Origin of the sequence: Saccharopolyspora gloriosae (assembly GCF_014203325.1) — a bacterium.
In the GTDB taxonomy this organism is placed as follows: Bacteria; Actinomycetota; Actinomycetes; order Mycobacteriales; family Pseudonocardiaceae; genus Saccharopolyspora_C; species Saccharopolyspora_C gloriosae.
Genome location: NZ_JACHIV010000001.1, coordinates 224,256 through 241,442, shown reverse-complemented (window position 1 = coordinate 241,442; position 17,187 = coordinate 224,256). Strand labels below are relative to the sequence as shown.

General features: G+C 70.1%; 15 protein-coding genes. 8 read left to right on the top strand and 7 right to left on the bottom strand.

The features are described from left to right. Both BJ969_RS01180 and BJ969_RS01175 read right to left on the bottom strand, forming a co-directional pair. Window positions 1-447, bottom strand: a complete 447-nt coding sequence (locus BJ969_RS01180) for a roadblock/LC7 domain-containing protein (RefSeq protein ID WP_184476479.1) — start codon at window positions 445-447, stop codon at window positions 1-3. A 164-nt stretch (window positions 448-611) separates the two neighbouring features. Beyond that, on the bottom strand, window positions 612-3,965 hold the full coding sequence (locus BJ969_RS01175; protein ID WP_184476477.1) for a nitrate- and nitrite sensing domain-containing protein: 3,354 nt from the start codon (window positions 3,963-3,965) through the stop codon (window positions 612-614). Between the two features lie 725 nt (window positions 3,966-4,690). On the opposite strand from BJ969_RS01175, the gene BJ969_RS30445 reads away from it, so the two are divergent. From BJ969_RS30445 to BJ969_RS01160, 3 genes are all read left to right on the top strand, one after another. Next, window positions 4,691-5,131, top strand: coding sequence for a DUF485 domain-containing protein (locus BJ969_RS30445; protein ID WP_184476475.1), 441 nt, complete (start codon window positions 4,691-4,693; stop codon window positions 5,129-5,131). Between the two features lie 8 nt (window positions 5,132-5,139). Beyond that, window positions 5,140-6,753: a solute symporter family protein gene (locus BJ969_RS01165; protein ID WP_425503598.1), complete on the top strand. Its 1,614-nt coding sequence runs from the start codon at window positions 5,140-5,142 to the stop codon at window positions 6,751-6,753. 724 nt (window positions 6,754-7,477) lie between these two features. Continuing rightward, on the top strand, window positions 7,478-7,840 hold the full coding sequence (locus BJ969_RS01160; protein ID WP_184476473.1) for an SH3 domain-containing protein: 363 nt from the start codon (window positions 7,478-7,480) through the stop codon (window positions 7,838-7,840). A gap of 15 nt (window positions 7,841-7,855) precedes the next feature. On the opposite strand, the gene BJ969_RS01155 is transcribed toward BJ969_RS01160, so the two are convergent. After that, window positions 7,856-8,134: a YrhK family protein gene (locus BJ969_RS01155; RefSeq protein WP_184476471.1), complete on the bottom strand. Its 279-nt coding sequence runs from the start codon at window positions 8,132-8,134 to the stop codon at window positions 7,856-7,858. A gap of 229 nt (window positions 8,135-8,363) precedes the next feature. Here BJ969_RS01155 and BJ969_RS01150 point away from each other — a divergent pair, with 229 nt between their 5' ends. The 5 genes from BJ969_RS01150 to BJ969_RS01130 all read left to right on the top strand — a co-directional run bounded on the left by BJ969_RS01150 (window position 8,364) and on the right by BJ969_RS01130 (window position 12,619). Then, window positions 8,364-9,392: an alcohol dehydrogenase catalytic domain-containing protein gene (locus BJ969_RS01150; protein ID WP_184476469.1), complete on the top strand. Its 1,029-nt coding sequence runs from the start codon at window positions 8,364-8,366 to the stop codon at window positions 9,390-9,392. Between the two features lie 24 nt (window positions 9,393-9,416). After that, window positions 9,417-10,469: an amidohydrolase family protein gene (locus BJ969_RS01145; RefSeq protein ID WP_184476467.1), complete on the top strand. Its 1,053-nt coding sequence runs from the start codon at window positions 9,417-9,419 to the stop codon at window positions 10,467-10,469. Next, the gene (locus BJ969_RS01140) at window positions 10,466-11,176 is read left to right on the top strand and encodes an iron-sulfur cluster assembly protein (RefSeq protein WP_184476465.1); all 711 of its coding nucleotides are present in this window, start codon (window positions 10,466-10,468) and stop codon (window positions 11,174-11,176) included. Before BJ969_RS01145 ends, BJ969_RS01140 begins: the two co-directional genes overlap by 4 nt. A gap of 5 nt (window positions 11,177-11,181) precedes the next feature. Continuing rightward, on the top strand, window positions 11,182-12,003 hold the full coding sequence (locus BJ969_RS01135; RefSeq protein ID WP_184476463.1) for an IclR family transcriptional regulator: 822 nt from the start codon (window positions 11,182-11,184) through the stop codon (window positions 12,001-12,003). Window positions 12,004-12,190: 187 nt separating this feature from the next. After that, window positions 12,191-12,619 (top strand): peptidase inhibitor family I36 protein, encoded by a 429-nt coding sequence (locus tag BJ969_RS01130; RefSeq protein WP_184476461.1) that lies wholly within the window; start codon window positions 12,191-12,193, stop codon window positions 12,617-12,619. Between the two features lie 113 nt (window positions 12,620-12,732). On the opposite strand, the gene BJ969_RS01125 is transcribed toward BJ969_RS01130, so the two are convergent. The 4 genes from BJ969_RS01125 to BJ969_RS01110 are packed head-to-tail and all read right to left on the bottom strand — an operon-like array spanning window position 12,733 to window position 17,074. Then, window positions 12,733-13,908 (bottom strand): glycosyltransferase family 4 protein, encoded by a 1,176-nt coding sequence (locus BJ969_RS01125; protein WP_184476459.1) that lies wholly within the window; start codon window positions 13,906-13,908, stop codon window positions 12,733-12,735. Continuing rightward, entirely contained in the window at window positions 13,905-14,894 is a 990-nt protein-coding gene (locus BJ969_RS01120) for an alpha/beta fold hydrolase (RefSeq protein WP_184476457.1), read from the bottom strand. Before BJ969_RS01120 ends, BJ969_RS01125 begins: the two co-directional genes overlap by 4 nt. Window positions 14,895-14,903: 9 nt before the next feature. Beyond that, window positions 14,904-16,142 carry a glycosyltransferase gene (locus tag BJ969_RS01115; protein ID WP_246456649.1) on the bottom strand — a complete coding sequence of 413 codons (1,239 nt, stop codon included), beginning with the start codon at window positions 16,140-16,142 and terminating at the stop codon, window positions 14,904-14,906. Beyond that, entirely contained in the window at window positions 16,139-17,074 is a 936-nt protein-coding gene (locus tag BJ969_RS01110; protein ID WP_184476455.1) for a DMT family protein, read from the bottom strand. The genes BJ969_RS01115 and BJ969_RS01110 overlap by 4 nt, the downstream gene beginning before the upstream one ends. Between the last annotated feature and the right edge of the window lie 113 nt (window positions 17,075-17,187).

Here is a 17,187-nt window from a genome sequence, read left to right as displayed (position 1 = left end):
TCACCTCACCGCGGCCGGCCGGGAGAACGGATTTCTCGCGCCCTGCAACTGGTGCCGCAACTCCGGGGTGAGGATCTGCCCGACGCGCTCCACCAGCATGGCCATTTCGTACGCGATCAGGCCCATGTCGCACTGCGGCGCGGCCAACGCCGTGATGCAGGACCCGTCGCTGATGCCCATCTGGATCAGCGTGCCGTACTGCATCTCCACGATGGTCTCGGTGACCTCACCGGCCTCGAAGCACTTCGCGGCTCCGTTGGTGAGGCTGAGCAGACCGGACGAGACCGCGGCGAGCTGATCCGCCCGGTCCTGGGGCAGGTTGGCCGAAGCGGTCAGCAGCAGTCCATCGGCGGACACCACGATCGCGTGCGCCACACCGGCGACTCGCTGGGTGAAGTCCGTGACCAGCCACCCGAACCGCCGGGACATCGTCTCCTGGGGAGTCATGCAACCTCCTGGCTTGTGGTCGTGGAATCGCCGATGTCGGTCCGGACGACTCCATGTTGCCGAATCGGTGGAACCGGACGCGGTCTTCCCGCGCCCTCAGTGGCCTGGCTAGAACTCCTTCTGACATCGAGGCTCATCCGCAGCCGAGCAACGCATGTGTCCTCCTACGATTCGTCCGGCAGCCGATGCCTGCCGCGCTCGACACCCGACTGGAAACTGGACAACCTGCCGCGCAACGCGCTCGCGTCCCGCTCGAACCGCTGGCCTTCCGGCCTGGCCGGGCCCGTGCCCGCGCTGCCCGGGGCCAACTGGGCCTTCGGCGTGCGCCGGGGCAGCCCGGACTCGGTGAACGAGGTGGGGTTCGAGGTCGTCGCCGCCTCGACCTGCTTCCACGACTCGTCGGTCGCGAAGCTCCAGCCGCCGTTGCCGTTGCCGTTGCCGTTGCCGTTCGCCGGTGCCGGGTCGCCGTTGCTCGCGGAGTCCGTGATCCAGCTGGAACTCCCGCCGCCCGTCGCCTCCTGCTCGCCGGTGGAGGGTCCGGACGCGGCGTTGTCCTGCGACGACGTCATGGGGCCCTTCCTCCCGAATCGCAGGCCGCCTTGCAGGTCGGCCAGTCTGCGGCTCAACTCCTGCGGGCTGCGCTCGGCGGGCGCACCCGCCGCGGCGGCGTCGATCGTCGCCGTCCCGCCGGTCGAGTCCACCTGATCGGGGCCCGGTTCGTCCAGATCTCCGATGCCAAGAGGATCGTTCTCGTCCACGTGCACGGCCGACCGGTCGCGGGTCTCGCGGCGCGGCAGGCCGGACTCGGTGAACCCGGAACCGCCCTCGGCCGCCGCGGCCTCCGCCTCGGCCTCCTCCGCGGAATCCGCGGTGAACGACCAGGAACCGCTGTCCATGATGGACGTCGCCTGCTCGTCGTCACCGGGCCATCCCTGCGCACCGCCCGCGGATTCCTCCTCGCCCTCGATGGGCTGGAACCACTGGGTGGAGACCTCTTCGAAGATCGGCGACGGTCCGTCGTCCGACGCGGGCCGGTCCTCGATCGCCGGCGGCCACGCCAGGTCCGACGAGGTCCAGTCCGAGGAGAAGTCGTAGGACTCGCCCTGGTCCTGCTCCGGGATCTCCACCGGCGTGAACAGGCTTCCCGCGGGCTCGCTCGACGCGGCGTCCTCGCGCTGCGAGGGCCCCACCAGCCCGGCGGCGGGTTCCCGCTTGGGCAGCGGGGAACTCGTCAGGCCGTCACCGGCCGCGGTGAGGAATCCGGTGTTGAACGTGTTCGGCCCGGTCTCGCCGGATTCCGCGGTGCTGAAACCGGTTTCGGCCGCCGTGCCGAAGCCCGTCTCAGCAGTGCTGAAGCCGGTCTCGCCGGTGCTGAAACCGTTTTCAGCCGTGCTGAATCCGGTCTCACCGGCGCTGGAACCGGAGTCCCCGCCACTGGTGCTCCACACGAAACCGGTGTCGTCGGACTGCTGCGGCGCGGCGTCGCCGAACGCCCCGGCCGAGTGCGGGCCGGCCCCGAACGAACCGGAAGTGGGCAGGTCGTGGTGCGCCACCCCGTTGCGCTGCCCGCCCATCGCCGGGGCGGGCGGTGCCGCGGGGGCACCGGCGACGACGTGCTCGGCGGGCACGACCACAGTGGCCCGCACGCCGTCCACATCGGGCCCGCCGTGCAGCCGCACGCCGACGCCGTGGCGCAACGCGAGCCGGGCCACGACGAACAGGCCCATCCGGCGCGAGGTGGCCAGGTCGTTCTCGTCGACCCTGGACAACCGCTCGTTCGCCGCGGCGAGCTCCTGGTCGCCCATGCCGATGCCCTCGTCGAGCACGTCCACGGTGATCGACCCGTCGCCCGCCTGGTAGCTGGAGACGGTGACCGAGGTGTCCGGCGCGGAGAAGTTCGCGGCGTTGTCCATCAGCTCGGCCATCAGCCGCACCAGGTCGCTGGCCGCGTGGCCCAGCAGCCGCACCTGCGGCGGCGGCTGCACGACCACCCGCGGGTACTGCTCGATCTCGGAGACGGCGGCGCGGAGCATGTCGCCCAGCTCGGTGGGCCGCACGAACCGCCGCGCCAGGTCGCTGCCGGAGAGCACCATGAGGTTCTCGTTGTTGCGGCGCATCCGGGTCGCCAAGTGGTCCAGCTGGAACAGCCTGGACAGCTGGTCCGGGTCCTCTTCGTCCTGCTCCAGCTGCTCGAACAGGCGCAGCTGGCGCTCCAGCAGGCCCTGGCTCCGGCGGGAGACGCCGACGAACGACTCGCTGTAGCCGTGCCGCAGCGAGGCCTGCTCGGCGGCGAGCCGCAGCGCCTGCCGCTGCACCTCGTCGAAGGCGCGGGCGACCTGCCCGACCTCCTCGGTGGTCCGCACCGGCAGCGGCGGGAGGTCGGCGACCTCTTCACCGGCCCGGATGCCGGCGACCGCTTCCGGCAGTTCGTGCTGGGCGGCGTCGAGCGCGCCGTGGCGCAGCGTGCGCAGCGAACCGAGCAGCTGCCGGGTGATCGCGGTGATGACCGCGGCCGCGACCAGCAGCGACGCCAGCAGCATCGCCGAGTCCCAGCCCGCCGCGTTGCCCGCGTCCTCGCGCAGCGTGGAGGCTCCGGTGCGGACCTCGGCGGCGAGGTCGTTGTGACCGTCGTCGATGAGCATGACGACCTGGTCGGAGATGCCGTTCCACTGCTCCGGAGTGGCGGGGAACGGGCCACCGCTCATGCCGGCCATCAAGATCTGCGTGAGCATCGTGTTGCGCTGCACGATCTCGGGACCCTGCGTCGTCTGGTCCAGCCGCTCCTGCCAGTGCCGGGCGACCGTGGCGCGCGCGTCCGCGATCTTGGAGATCAGCCGCGCGCGGGATCCCTGCAGCGCGTCGACGGACTGCGGCGCGAGCTGCCCCTGGGAGAGTCCGCTGAGCACCCAGGCCTGCTGGAGCCGGACCTCCTCCATCATGGAGAGCATGTCCTGCAGCGCCGAGGCGGTGCTGGCCAGCGTCGGTTCGGACACGGTGCTCGTCAGCGCGCGGTCCAGGGACAGCACCGTGGTGATCGCCGTGCTGTAGGCGTTGATGGTGTCCGGAGTCGACAGCGATTCGCGCCGGACCGCTTCGCGCGCTTCGTTGAGCTTGTCGAGGGCGGCGTGCACCTCGTCGTGGCGGTCTTCGACGACCTGGCCGAACTCGGCGGCGGCGTGCCCGGACCCGTGGCCGAGTTCCTCGTCCACGGCGGCGAAGGCCTTGTCGACCTCGGCGATCTGGCGGTCGAGCTCGGCGGCGTTGTTGGTCAGGACGGCGGCGTTGCGCTCGTCCTGCAGCGCGGCCACGAGCGGCTCGACCCGTTGCGCGCTGTCGAGGACGTGGGAGACGCGCTCGTACTCGTTGGCCTGCTCGACCTGCCAGCGGATCTGGGAGATGCCGAGACCCACCGCGAAGATCACGGGCACCAGCACGACCGCGGCGAACTTGACCGGCAGGCTCCAGTTCCGCCATTGGCGTAACGCGACTCGCCTGCGCGCAGGAGTGGGCGCCGTCACGAGCACCACCCCGGCATCGGCCGGGCGGCCGGACTCAGCGTGCGAGCTCTCTCGAGCGATCTTGGCGTCGGGGAACGGCGCATGCGTGTGATCCCGCAATCGTCGTCTGGGTTGTCGGGTGGAAAACGGTCCGGCGGCGGGCAGGCTCGCAGTCGGCGGGGCTTACTTCCAGCACAGGACCGTATCGGTACGGCGGCTCCAGCGAGACCGAGCGTTACCGAACCGATCGTTACTAGCTGTGCCGGGACTGGCGGCATTCCGGACACGGACACCTAACCGGGGCGAAGGAAGGAGAGACGGTCTGCTTTCGGTGCCTGCACTATAAACCCCGCCCCCTGGAAACTACGGAGGGCGTTTTGGGCTCAATCCACTCCGGCGAACACCGCACGTCAAGTGCGCCCGGGGTTGCTCCGGCAGTCCCGGAACGAGGAATTTTTCACTGCACGGAAGCAGGATCGGGCTCCCGCGATGCCTGACGAGGCAGGCCGAAAACCTTCACCAGCCCTTGCCGCCGAGTGGTCGAAGTCCAACCTGTCGTGTCACGGGGGCCGGGCACGGACGGCAAAAAGTCACACTAAGTGATCGAGCCGTCATCCTGTGTGGTGACATCTCTTTTCATTGGCAGTGGAGAAGTGGTTAACTTCGCCGCCGCAAAGCTTCGACATCGCATCCACCGGGTCCCCCGAGTTCAACCGACCCGAACGTAGAACTTCCGGGAAGGAAGCATGAGCGACGCTACTCAAACAGCGATACGCGCGTATCCGCAGCACCGCGCCAGGAGGAAAACTCCGAAACCCTTCGCGGGAATCGAACGCAGCACCGACCCCGCACTGCGGAGCGGGCCGGATTACCAGGCCATCGCGGCGAGCTCCGAATTCCACGCGCTCCGCCGCAAGGTGATCAGCTTCGTATTTCCGATGACCGCGTTATTCCTGCTCTGGTATCTCGGATACGTGCTCCTGGCCGCCTACCGGACCGAGTTCATGGCGACCCCCGTGTTCGGCGAGATCAACATCGGCTTGCTGCTCGGGCTCGGGCAATTCGCGTCCACAGTGCTCATCACCACCGCTTACGTCCGGTTCTCCGAACGCTTCGTCGATCCCCGGATCGACGCACTCCGCGCCGAAGTGGACGCCGCCCCGGACGTGGGTGGTGAGCGCACGTGAACCACTCGATCACCGCCCTCGCGCGGGACGCCCCCGGCGGGTCGCTGCTGCCCACCGCCGGCCCCGCGGTCAACACCGCGATCTTCGCCGGGTTCGTGCTGATCACCCTGTTCGTCGTCTACCGCGGCAGCAGCCGCAGCACCACCACCGACTACTTCGCCGCGGGCGGCTCGTTCACCGGCGCGCAGAACGGCATCGCGCTGTCCGGCGACTTCCTCTCCGCCGCCTCGTTCCTCGGCATCGCCGGAGCCATCGCCGTGCACGGCTACGACGGCTTCCTGTACTCCATCGGATTCCTGGTCGCCTGGCTGATCAACCTGCTGCTCATCGCCGAGCGGATGCGCAACACCGGCCGGTTCACGATGGGCGACGTCCTCAGCTTCCGGATGCGCCGACGCCCGGTGCGCGCCGCGGCGGCTATCTCCACGCTCGCCATCACCTTCGTCTACATGATCGCCCAGATGGCCGGCGCGGGCGGACTCGTCGCGCTGCTGCTCAACGTGCACGACGCCGGCGGCCAGGCCATCGTGATCGCCGTCGTCGGCGTGATCATGGTGCTGTACGTGCTGGTCGGCGGCATGAAGGGCACCACCTGGGTGCAGATCGTCAAGGCCGCCCTGCTGTTCGCGTGCGTCGGCCTGCTGACGATCTTCCTGATCGGCAAGTTCAGCTACGACATCTCCAAGCTGCTGACCTACGCCGCCGAGAACAACCCGAACGGCCGGGAGATCTTCGCGCCGGGCGTGCAGTACGGACTGTCCTCGATGACCAGGCTGGACTTCGTCTCGCTGTCGCTGGCGCTGGTGCTCGGCGTGGGGGGCCTGCCGCACGTCCTGATGCGCTTCTACACCGTCCCGAACGCCAAGGAGGCACGTCGCTCGGTCGTGTGGGCGGTGTGGACGATGTCGCTGTTCTACCTGTGCACCCTGATCATCGGCTACGGCGCGGCGGCGCTGGTCGGCACGCCGGCCATCCTCGACGCCCCCGGCGGGGAGAACTCCGCGGCACCGCTGCTGGCCTACCAGGTGGGCGGCACGCTGCTGCTGGGCATCGTGGCCGCCGTCGCGTTCGCGACGATCCTGGCCGTCGTCGCCGGGCTCACCCTGACCGCTTCGGCCTCGTTCGCCCACGACATCTACGCCAACATGATCCGCGACGGCGACGCCGACTCCGGCCAGGTGGTGCGGGTCGCGCGGTACACCGCGCTGGCGATCGGCGGCCTCTCCATCGCGGGCGGCATCGCCGTCAACGGCCAGAACATCGCCTTCCTGGTGGGACTCGCGTTCGCGTTCGCGGCCTCCGCGAACCTGTCCACCCTGCTGTACTCGCTGTTCTGGCGGCGGTTCAACACCGCGGGCACGTTGTGGGGGATCTACAGCGGACTGGTGTCCTGCCTGGTGCTGGTGCTGCTCTCACCGGTCGTGTCCGGTTCGCCCGACTCGATCTTCCCCGGTGTGGACTTCGCGCTGTTCCCGCTGCGCAATCCGGGCATCGTGTCGATCCCGATCTCCTTCCTGTTCGCCGCGATCGGCACGCTGTTCAGCGAGGAGACCGCCGACCACGAGCGGCGGGCCGAGATGGAGGTCCGCTCGCTGACCGGGATCGGCGCCGAGAAGGGCTGACCAGCGTCCACGCGGGTGCCGGGGCGTGCACGCGAGCGCCCCGGCACCCGCCCGCCGATACCCCGTCCGAATGTTCCGCCAGGTCAGCACCGCGAAATGCGGTCGAATCGCCGCGAATTCCCGCCAGAATCGCCGGTTCGCGGTGGCGTAGTCCTCATGGACGAGCGCGGCGCTCGAATCCGACGCACTCCGCGACCGGTAGTCCCGGATAGCGTGGAATCCGCTCATCCCATCCGGCGCGGGTGCACCGCATGTACGTGACGCCGTGTCGCGTGCGGTTCAACGACGGGTGGCGGCACTCCCGGCACAAGCCCGGCCGCACCGCGAGTCCGTCCCACAGGTCCACATCGGTCATCGATTCCTCCCGTTCGGTGGCTCGCCCCGCGACGGGCGGAGTTCCGCGCGCCGCGGATCCTATCCACCGGACTCCCCCGCGAAGCCGGTCACGCACCGCTGGACCCCGTCCACCACATCGGCACATCGTGGGCACTGAAGTGGGTATCCGCATCGCGCACCGTAATCCGGCCGCGAATTCTTTTCAGAGTTCCGCACGATCCGGAGCTTTCATCGAAGCACTCGATCGGACACTCCCTGCGAAGCGGCTCCGGCCGATAAAATGGGAAGTGCGTTCGATTGATTCGGCTACGGGGAAACGTCGGAACGATCTATTCGCGAACTCCCGGCCGGGGGCGTTCGACCTGGCTGCGGGAGTCAGGGGGAACTCATGCACACGATCCGGAATGCCGTGATCGCCGGGGTGGCCGCACTCGTGCTGCCGATGAACGGCCTGGCGACCGGTGTGGCGCACTTCGTGTTCGAATTCGGCCATCGGCTCGCCGAACTGAGCCGGGAGGCCGGGGTGGACCGCTACGGGGACTTCCGGACGCCCGGCGTCAACCTGCGGGCCGGTCCGGGCACCTCGTCGGTCGTGCTCGGCGTCGGCAATCCCGGCGACCAGGTGCGGCTGCGCAGGCAGGTCGTCGGCGAGCACGTCACCTGCCCCGGCGGGGCGCGGGACGACACCTGGTGGCAGCTGCTCGACCGCCGCACCCGGGTCACCGGCTACGTCAGCGCCTGCTACCTGTGAGCGGGCCGCCCGCCGTCAGAACTCCTGGGACGACTCGTGGGGCGTCGCGGGCCCGAAGCGGCGCAGGTGCAGGTGCCGGGACAGCCGCAGCGCCGGGCGGATCGCCGGCTCGACGCTGCCCAGCAGGAACATCCAGGTGCCCGCCGTAGCGGTGTAGTCGTGGAAGAACAGCACGCTGCCCGCGATGAACCAGAGCGCGATGAGCATGTCGTTGCCGATGCCGAGCAGCTCGTAGCGGCGCCGCACCACCAGCTCGTCGTTCCCGATCCGCACCTTCCAGCCGATCTCGCCCATGGCGGGAGTGTCCCCGTGGCCCACTCCCGGCACAGCCCGGCGCGCGCTCCTCCGGCACCCGCCGGCGCGTGGCGTTCGGCCGCCGCCGACTCCGCTGAACCGCTCAAGGCCCTTGGTCCGCCAGGTTGCGGACCTGCCGTTATCAGCATCTGACAACGGCTCTTTCCGCCGTCGGGACGCTCCGGCCACGCTGTGAAGCAGGACACAGCTCAACGGAGAGGAGTCCCTCGTGCGAGCCGTCAGAGTGCACGCATACGGCGAGAGACCCGCGGTCGAATCGGTGCCCGATCCGGTCGTGCGGGAACCGCTGGACGTGCTGGTCGAAGTCGGCGCGGCAGGCGTGTGCCGCACCGACCTGCACATCATCGAAGGCCAGTGGGCCGGCAAGAGCGGCGTCGCGCTGCCCTACGTCATCGGTCACGAGAACGCCGGCACCGTCCGCGAGGTCGGCGCCGCCGTCAGCAACGTGCGCCCCGGCGACAAGGTCATCCTGCACCCGCTGGTCACCTGCGGGCTGTGCCGGGCGTGCCGCAGCGGGGACGACGTGCACTGCGAGAACTCGCTGTTCCCCGGCATCGACACCGACGGCGGGATGGCGGAGCTGCTGCGCACCAACGCCCGCTCGGTGGTCAAGCTCGACGACGGTCTGGAACCGGCCGACGTGGCCGCGCTGGCCGACGCCGGGCTCACCGCCTACCACGCGGTGCGCAAAGCGGTCCCGCTGCTCTACCCGGGCACGCACGTGGTGATGATCGGCGCGGGCGGCCTCGGCCACATCGGGTTGCAGTCGCTCGTGGCGCTGAGCCCCGCCGAGATCACCGTCGTGGACCGGTCGCCCGAGGCGCTCGCGCTCGCCGCGGAACTCGGCGCGCACCACACCGTGGCCGCCGACGGGAACCACGTCGACGCCGTCCGGGACATCACCGGCGGCAAGGGCGCCCACGTGGTCCTCGACTTCGTCGGCGAGAACGGCACCGAAGCCGACGGCGTCGCCATGACCAGGGACGCCGGGTCGTACTTCGTCATCGGCTACGGCGGGCGGGTCGACGTGCCCACCATCGACATCATCTCCCGCGAGATCAACGTGATCGGCAACCTCGTCGGCTCCTACAACGACCTCGACGAGCTGATGACGCTGACCGCGCAGGGGAAGGTCTCGCTGCGCACCCGCACCTACCCGCTCGACGCCGCGCTGGACGCCCTCGACGACCTCGACGCCGGACGCATTCCCGGTGGCCGCGCCATTCTCGTTCCCTGATCCGTCCCGCCACGGAGGTTCGCCATGTACGAAAAAGACGGCACCAAGTACTTCATCGTCGACAGCCACATCCACGCGTGGGACGGGACCCCGGCCAACCAGGCCAACCGCTACGGCGAGGGCTTCCTGAACTGCTTCTACGACTACCACCGCAACCTCAGCCCCGAATCCGAGCTGTGGACCCACGAGCAGTTCCAGAAGCAGAGCGAGGAGAAGATCCTCCACGACCTGTTCGAAGTGGGCTACGTCGACAAGGCCATCTTCCAGCCGACCTACCTCACCGACTTCTTCGTCAACGGCTTCAACACCACCGAGCAGGACGGCGTGCTCGCGGAGAAGCACCCGGACAAGTTCATCGTCAACGGCGGCTGGGACCCGCGCGACGGCGAAGCCGGGCTGGGCGCCCTGGAACGGCTCGCCGAACGGTGGCAGCTCAAGGGGACGAAGCTCTACACCGCCGAGTGGAAGGGCGAGTCGAAGGGCTGGAAGCTGACCGACCCGTGGTCCTACCGCTACCTGGAGAAGTGCCAGGAACTGGGCATCCGCAACATCCACATCCACAAGGGACCGACGATCTACCCGCTCAACCGGGACGCTTTCGACGTGGCCGACGTCGACGACGTGGCCTCGGCGTTCCCCGAGCTGAACTTCATCGTGGAGCACGTGGGCCTGCCGCGGCTGGAGGACTTCTGCTGGATCGCGACCCAGGAGCCCAACGTCTACGGCGGACTGGCGGTGGCGATGGCCTTCATGAACCACCGGCCGCGCTACTTCGCCCAGATCATCGGCGAGCTGCTGTTCTGGCTGGACGAGAACCGGATCACCTTCTCCAGCGACTACGCGATCTGGACGCCGAAGTGGCTGGTGGAGCAGTTCGTCGACTTCCAGATCCCGGAGGACATGCAGTCCGAGTACGGAGTGCTCACCACCGACGTCAAGCGCAAGATCCTCGGCTTGAACGCCGCGCGGCTCTACGACATCGAGGTGCCCGCCGAGATGCGCGCCGCCGAGCCGGAGATCCCCACCGGGCGCGAGCCGGTCGCCTCGGAGCTGAACAAGGAGGCGATGTCGTCATGACCACCGCCGTGAGCCTGGAAACGGAGGTGTGGCGGGCGCTGGGCACCGTGCTCGACCCGGAGCTCGACCAGCCCGTCACCGAGCTGGACTTCGTGGCCGGGACGGAGGTCGACGGCGACGAGGTGCACGTCGACCTGCGGCTGCCGACGTACTTCTGCGCGCCGAACTTCGCCTATTTGATGGTCGCCGACGCGCACGACGCGGTGGCCGAGCTGCCCGGCGTGCGGCGGGTGCGGGTGCGGTTGCTGGACCACTTCGCCTCCGAGGAGATCAACGCGGGGGTCGCGGCCGGGGACGGCTTCGACGCGGCGTTCCCCGGCCTGGCCGCCGGCGAGCTCGATGAGCTGCGCCGCACGTTCCTGCGCAAGGCGCACCTGGCCTACCAGGAACAGGTCGCCCAGCAGCTGCTCCGCGAGGGCACCGAGCTGGCCGACCTGGTCGAGGTGCGGCTCGGCGGCCTCCAGCCGAGCACCGCGCTGGACCGGCTGCGCAGGCGGCGGGACCAGCTCGGACTGCCGTCCGGGCCGGACGCGCTGCTGCTGGTCGACGAGCACGGCGACGCCGTCCCCGTCGAGGGACTCTCGGCCCGGCTGCGGTTCGCGCGCACGACACGCGTCAGCATCGAGGGCAATGCCGGTTGGTGTCGTGGCCTGCTCGACACCCGGTACGGATCGGGCGGGACGGCCGCCCGGTCTGGCCTACATTGAGAACCATGAGCGCGCTGCCCACCGGCGGACGGGACCCGCAGCACAACGGCGCCAAGGCGCCGTCGGGAACCCTGCAGTCGGTGGGCCGCGCGCTGCGGGTGCTGGAGACCATCGCGGCCTCGCCGTGCGGGGTCACCGCGAAGCGGCTCGCCGCGGAGCTCGACCTGACCTTGCCGACGACCTACCACCTGCTCACGACGTTGGTGGAGGCCGGGCACGTGGTGCACCTGACCGACCAGCACGTGTTCGCGCTCGGGTACAAGGCCCGGTTCCTCGGGCAGGCGCTGTCGCGGCAGCTCGCGGTGCAGCCGGAGATCGCCGGGGCGATCCGGCGGTTGCACCAGCACGCCGACGCGGCCGCGTACTACGCGATCTACCGGGACACCGAGGTCGTCATCGCGCACGTGGAGGATTCCGATCGGCGGCCCCGGGTGCAGCCGTTGGACGTGGGCTTCCACCAGGCCTCGCACGCGACGGCGTTCGGCAAGATCATGCTCGCGGCGATGGAGCCGCAGCAGCGGGCGCGCTACCTGGAGCAGGCGGGGATGGTCCCGTGCACTCCGTCGACGATCCGCACCCCCGCCGCGCTGGAGGAACACCTCTCGCACGTGCGGCAGTCGCAGATCGCGCTGGAGATCGCGGAGTTCCAGCCGGGGCTGGCGTGCATGGCCTCACCGGTGTTCGATCCGGCGGGCTGCGTGACCGCGTCGGTGGCCATCTCGTTGCCGATCGCGGAGTTCCGCGCCCGGCGGTGGGCGGTGGAGCGCGCCGTGCGGCAGGGCGCGGTCCGGGTCACGCGCTCGCTGGTCACCAGTTCCGCGGGCTGAGCAGGGATTTCCGGTTCGCCGCCAGATCACCGGCGGCGAACCGGAAATCCACTCGGTCGGGGTGTATCCAGTTGAAGTGCTGGCGCTCTGATCCCGGTTTCGGGAATCTGGATTTCGTCAGGGCCGCGAAGACGGCCCGGAAGACGATTCCCTCGTTGATTTCCCTTGCCGTGAAAGGTGATCGCTCATGCACGCCGCCACTTCTGAGATCAGGTCCGCGCGTTCGCGAAATCGTCCACTGTGGATTTCACGACGATCCGCGCTGGCCCCGGCGCTCGCGTTCGGGATCGCGCTCAGCGCCCTCGGCGGAGCCGTCGCGCAAGCGGGCCCGGCCGAGCCGATTCCGTGCCAGGACGGGTCTTTCTGCACTTATCCGCACATCGAGTACCGGGGTGAACCGCACCGGGCGGAGCTGCGCACGACGGCGCTCGAAGAATGCGTCGCGCTGCCACCGCAGCCGGAGGCGAAATCGTTCGTCAACCAGACCGGAAAACCCGTGACGGTGTACCAGGATCCGATGTGCGACACGCACGCCGAATTCTCGACCTATCCGCCGGGTTCCTTCGTTCCCCGGTCCGAGTACGTGGCGCGCGCCATCAAGGTCTGGCCACGCTGATCACCGTCGGCCGTCCCGCCGGGAGCGTCGCTGCTCGATCCTCGCCCTGCCGGTGGCGGAACCACCGCGGTTCCGCCACCCGCAGCGCCGCGCGGATCACCCACGGGAACTCCTCAGGACGCCGACTCCTCGGGCGGCACGGGTCGGCCCGGCACCAGCACGCGCAACAACTGCCGGGCCGATCGGTCCCAGGTGAACCCGGCCGCCTGCTCGCGGCCGCGGCGCACCGATTCCGCTCGCCGCTCGGGGTCGTCGTCCACCTCGCGGACGGCCGCCGCGAAAGCCGTGGCGTCACCGGCGGGGAAGAACCGGGCGTGGCCACCGGTCACCTCGCGGAAGATGTCCAGATCGCTGCACACGACAGGAGTTCCGGCATGCATCGCCTCGATGATCGGCAATCCGAAACCCTCGTCCCGCGAGGCGGTGACCAGGGCGGTCGCCCGGCGCAGCAGCGTCCGGTACGCCTCCTCCTCGATGCCGTTCCAGAACACCACGTCCGATCCGGACGGCACCAGCGCGCGCAGCTCGGCCTCCCGGGCCGGGGCGATCCGGCTCAGCAGGTGCAGGCGGTACCCGGGCAGCGAGCCCATGCCCGCCAGCAGCGTCTCCACGTCCTTGTAGGGCATGAACGAACCCATGTAGACGAGGTCCCGGACCTGGCCCACCGGCCCCTGCTCGGCACCGTCCTGGTCCGGCTCCGGAGGCTCGGAGGGCGCGTTGCGCACGACCGTCACGGGCCGCCGGGTGAGCCGGTGGCGCCCGATCAACCGCCGCGTGGTCTCGCTGACGGTGACCACCGCGTCGGCGCGGTTCAGCAGCAGCCGCTGCGGCCAGTAGGCGCGGTGGTACAGCCGCCAGATCGCCCGCACGGGCACGGGCAGGAAGCCCGGCGGCTCCGGGTGCCGGTAGTAGATCAGGTCGTGCAACGTGAGCACGAGCCGGTAGCGGCGGCCGACACCACCGATGACCTGCATCGGGCTGAAGACCACGTCGGCGCCCAGCGCGTGCAGCCTGCGCGAGACGACGAGCTCCCGCACCGAGAACGGGCTGTTGATCTTGATGTGCGGCACGCCCGCGGGCAGCAGCGCGAGCTGGCGCTCGTCGTGGATCAGCATCGTCACCGGGTGCAGGACGTGCAGCGCCTCGATCAGCCCGGCCCCGAAGCGGCTGATCCCGTCGTGCGCGTCGGTCCTGGTCCACCGGGCGTCGACGAACACTCGCGGGGACCGCCCGTCGACCACGTCGGCGGCGCCGGTGGTCTCGGCCGCGTCGGTGGGGCGTGCGCTCATGCCTCTCCCAAGAAGCGGTCGATCTCCGCCGCGGCGGCGGCCGGGGTCTCGTAGTGCACGAGGTGGCCGACGCCCGGGATGATCACCAGTTCGGCGTCCGGCAGCCCCGCGACGAGTTCGCGCTGGCCGGCGACCGGCGCGATCTCGTCGGACTCGCCCGCGACCAGCAGGGTCGGCAACGCCAGCGCAGCGCGGTAGTCCGCGACCGTGCCGGTCACCGAGGCTTCGTAGGTCTCGCTCAGCAGCTGCGGGCTGTGGAACCGGCTGAAGTGCCGCAGATGGCTCTCGTGCACGAAACGGCGCACCTGCGGATCACGGGTCCGCAGCATCGCCTGGCCCGCCGCCCGCACCACCAACCGGTTCGCCAGCAGCAGCCGGCCCAGCCGCGCGGGCAACGCCGTGCCCAGCGTGTAGTACAGCGAGGTCAGCCGGGACAGCATCACCCTCGGCCCGTGCAACGCCGGGGTCGAGATCGGATTCACCAGCACCAGCCGTGCCACCAACTCCGGAACACAGGACACGACATGAGCCGCGACCATCGAACCGAACGAGTGCCCGAGCAGCACCACCGGCCGCTGTCTCCCGCCGAGCCGTTCGATCAGCTCGACGATCACGGCGGCGTAGCCGGCGACGTCGTGCGCGCGGTCGGTCATCGGACCCGAGTCCCCGAAACCAGGCAGGTCTGGAACGACCACGGTGCGACCGGGCAACCGCTCGACTATCGGTTCCAGCCCGTGGTGGGTACCGCGCAGCCCGTGCACCATGACGATCAGCGGATCTCCGCCGGTCTCATCGGCATCGGCGCCGGGCTCCGGCACCGCGTTCCCCGGAGCTCCGGAGCCCCGGGGCTCCGGGGCCTCGCCCGCGCCGGCGCGGTAGATCCAGAAGTGCAGGTCAGAACCCTGGATGCGCTCCACGCGCAGCTCGGCGCCCAGGGCCGGTTCCGGCGGGACCGCGGAGTCGCGGGTCAGTGGTCTGCTGGTCATGGCGGCGGCTCAACTCGCCAGCTCGGCAGGCAGCTCCACCGGCGTCACCCCGTCGTCGTGCGCGAGCGCGTGCCGGTAGATCGACTCGAACCGGCCCAGCACCGCGTCGATGTCGTGCTTGCGGCTCACCAACCGCTCGCCCGCGGCGCCCATCCGGTCGATGGTGTCGCGGTCGGCGATCACGTCGTCGATCGCGTGGGCCAGCGCGTGCACGTCCCGCGGCGGGTACAGCCAGCCGTTCTTCCCGGCCTCCACCAGGTGCGGCAAGGCCATCGCGTCCGCCAGCACGACGGGTGTGACCGCCGACATCGCCTCCATGGTGGCCAGGCTCTGCAGCTCGGCGATGCTCGGCATGCAGAACAGGTCCGCCCTGGCGTAGGCGTCGAGCAGCTCCTGCTCGTCGACCAGGCCCGCGAAGTGCACCCGGTCCTCGATGCCGAGCTCGGCGGCCAGCTCGCCGAGCGGCTCCCGGCAACTTCCGTCCCCGACGATCTCCAGGCGGGTGGCGCGGGTCGTCTTGAGCAGCGCCATCGCCCGCAGCAGGTCGTCGATGTGCTTCTCCTCGTCGAGCCTGCCGACGAACAGGATGGTGCGGGTCGACGGGTCCGGGTCCTGCTTGCGCACCTCGTGCGCCCGGCTCCGGTACAGGTCGACGTCGATCCCGCACGACACCGGCACCGCGGGCTTGGCGAACCCGTTCTCCTGCAGGAGCTGCACCGCCCGCGGCGTCGGGGCGGTGACCAGCTGCGCCTTGCCGTAGTGCTTGATCAGGTTGTGCCAGAGCAGCCACGCGCCCGCCTTCTGCAGGGCACGCGGAATCCGCACGTAGCCGAAGATGTTCTCCGGCATGAAGTGGTTGGTGGCGATCAGCCCGATGCCCTGCCGGCGAGCGGCGTTGATCAGACCGCGGCCGATGAAGAAGTGCGACTGGACGTGCACGATGTCCGGCTGGATCTCCCGGAGCAGCCGGTCCGCCACCGAGGACGCCTGCCACGGCGGGCACGCGCGGAACGTCGGGTGCGCCGGGGTGCGGTACGACGCGACCCGGTGCACCGTCACCCCGTCCTCGACGCGGGTGCTCTCTTGCCGATCCACCGAGTGGCAGATCACGTGCACGTCATGGCCGCGGCGGGCCAGCCCGGTGGCGAGCCGGTGGCCGAAGTTGGCAGCACCGTTCACCTCGGGCGGGTACATCACCGCACCGATCACGATGCGCAGCCGATCTCCACCGAACGGTTGCGAAGTCAAGTTGAACTCCCGTCAGAACGTATCCGCCGTACGTCGGTGTTGCCGTCGCCGGTCACGGTTTGTTGCACTCGCTGTTCCTGGGTGTCCGGGTGATGCCGCGCGAGTGCGAACACCCCGGCACAGGCGATCACGGCACACAGGATTTCGCCGACCGCGGTGGCGCTGCCGACGGCATCGGCCTCGCCCAGCAGGCCGATCCCCAGGCCCACCGCCACCAGCGGATCGATCACCGTCAGGCAGGCCACCACCAGGTCGGGCGGACCGCTGGCGTAGCCGTGCTGCAGCAACCAGCCGCCCACGACCATCGCGACGACGATCACGACCACCGGCAGCGGGTTGATGTCCAGCAGCGGGGTGCTGCCGAGCTGCTGCACCAGGGCGCGCACCAGCAACGAGACCAGTCCGTAGGCGACCGCGCAGCCCGCGGCGTAGGCCATGCAGCGGACCTTCGACCGGGTGAGCAACCCGAACACCCCGAGGGCCAGCACCGCACCGGCGACGAGCTGGGTCGCCAGCAGCTGCTCGTCCGGCAGCACCGCCGTGGCGGTCGCGCTCCCGGCCGCCAAGAACACGAACGCCGCGACGCCCCCGGTCGCGGCCAACACCGCCAGCACCACGTGCACGTTCAAATCCCGCGTGCGCACGCCCTGCTGCCGCGCGTTGAGCAGCACGGTGATCGGCAGCGCCAGCACCCCGACCGGTTGCACCACGCTCAACGGCGCGAGACCCAGCGCGCACGCGTGCAGCAGCGCCCCGCTGCCCAGCGCGAGCAGACCGAGCAGCCACCGATGGTTGCGCAGCAACCGGACCTGGCTGCGGACCTTCAGCCCGCCGTCGCCGATCGCGTCCTGCACCGCGCCGTGCTGCAGCCGGGCGCCGACCGCATAGCCGCAGGCTCCCAGCGCCGCCAGCGCCACCGCGAGCGTGGTCACGTCGCACACCGCCCCACGAAGATCACCTGCCGGTCACCCGGCCTCCGAGCCGCGCACGCCCCACCCCGGAGCCCGCGACGCGACGTCCGGCCGACCCCGCTCCCGGAAGTCGT

Coding starts and splice junctions, on each gene's coding strand:
- BJ969_RS01180 (WP_184476479.1), bottom strand. CDS start 447: ATGACTCCCCAGGAGACGATGTCCCGGCGGTTCGGGTGGCTGGTCACG.
- BJ969_RS30445 (WP_184476475.1), top strand. CDS start 4,691: ATGAGCGACGCTACTCAAACAGCGATACGCGCGTATCCGCAGCACCGC.
- BJ969_RS01160 (WP_184476473.1), top strand. CDS start 7,478: ATGCACACGATCCGGAATGCCGTGATCGCCGGGGTGGCCGCACTCGTG.
- BJ969_RS01155 (WP_184476471.1), bottom strand. CDS start 8,134: ATGGGCGAGATCGGCTGGAAGGTGCGGATCGGGAACGACGAGCTGGTG.
- BJ969_RS01145 (WP_184476467.1), top strand. CDS start 9,417: ATGTACGAAAAAGACGGCACCAAGTACTTCATCGTCGACAGCCACATC.
- BJ969_RS01140 (WP_184476465.1), top strand. CDS start 10,466: ATGACCACCGCCGTGAGCCTGGAAACGGAGGTGTGGCGGGCGCTGGGC.
- BJ969_RS01135 (WP_184476463.1), top strand. CDS start 11,182: ATGAGCGCGCTGCCCACCGGCGGACGGGACCCGCAGCACAACGGCGCC.
- BJ969_RS01130 (WP_184476461.1), top strand. CDS start 12,191: ATGCACGCCGCCACTTCTGAGATCAGGTCCGCGCGTTCGCGAAATCGT.
- BJ969_RS01125 (WP_184476459.1), bottom strand. CDS start 13,908: ATGAGCGCACGCCCCACCGACGCGGCCGAGACCACCGGCGCCGCCGAC.
- BJ969_RS01120 (WP_184476457.1), bottom strand. CDS start 14,894: ATGACCAGCAGACCACTGACCCGCGACTCCGCGGTCCCGCCGGAACCG.